This window comes from Clostridium puniceum, assembly GCF_002006345.1.
GTDB lineage: Bacteria > Bacillota > Clostridia > Clostridiales > Clostridiaceae > Clostridium > Clostridium puniceum.
This window is the reverse complement of record NZ_LZZM01000161.1, coordinates 1-565: the sequence shown is the minus strand read 5'-3', so window position 1 is coordinate 565 and position 565 is coordinate 1. Positions and strand designations below refer to the sequence as shown.

The 565-nt window shown below is 29.0% G+C and carries 1 pseudogene; it reads right to left on the bottom strand.

What is annotated here, in order from left to right:
- Positions 1-492, bottom strand: a pseudogene (locus tag CLPUN_RS12700) (ATP-binding protein); the annotation flags it as partial.
- Positions 493-565: the final 73 nt, after the last annotated feature.

The window sequence follows — 565 nt, the reverse complement described above, 5'->3', positions numbered from 1 at the left end:
CATAAAAAATATCATCCCAAGAATTAAAATTTATGTTGGTAGTTAAGATTGTGCTTTTTTTCTCATATCTCTTATCAATTAATTGGAAAAATAATTTTGAATCTTCTTTATCGATAGGTAAATAACCTAATTCATCAATAATAAGGAGTTTATATTTACTAAAGTGCTTAAGCCTAGCATCTAATCTATTTTCTAGATTTGCTCGCTTTAATTGTTGCAACAAATCATTACATTTAATGAATATGTACTGCAACGGCGCTTTGCAGCCGCGATTCCTATAGAAGTCGCAAGATACGTTTTTCCAACGCCACTAGAATCTAAAAATACAATATTTTCTTGTGATTCTAAAAAGCGTAGTGTTGAGAAATCTAATATTTGATCTTTATTAATGCCAGGTTGAAAATTAAAGTCAAAGTCTTTAATTTCTTTTTGATGTGGAAAAGCTCCAACCTTAACCATAGATTTAATCATATTCGCCTCTTTATAGTCAATTTCATGAGCTGTAAGCTTAATAAGAGCATCAACAAAAGATAAATTATTCTTTGTTGTAAAATCAATAACTTCG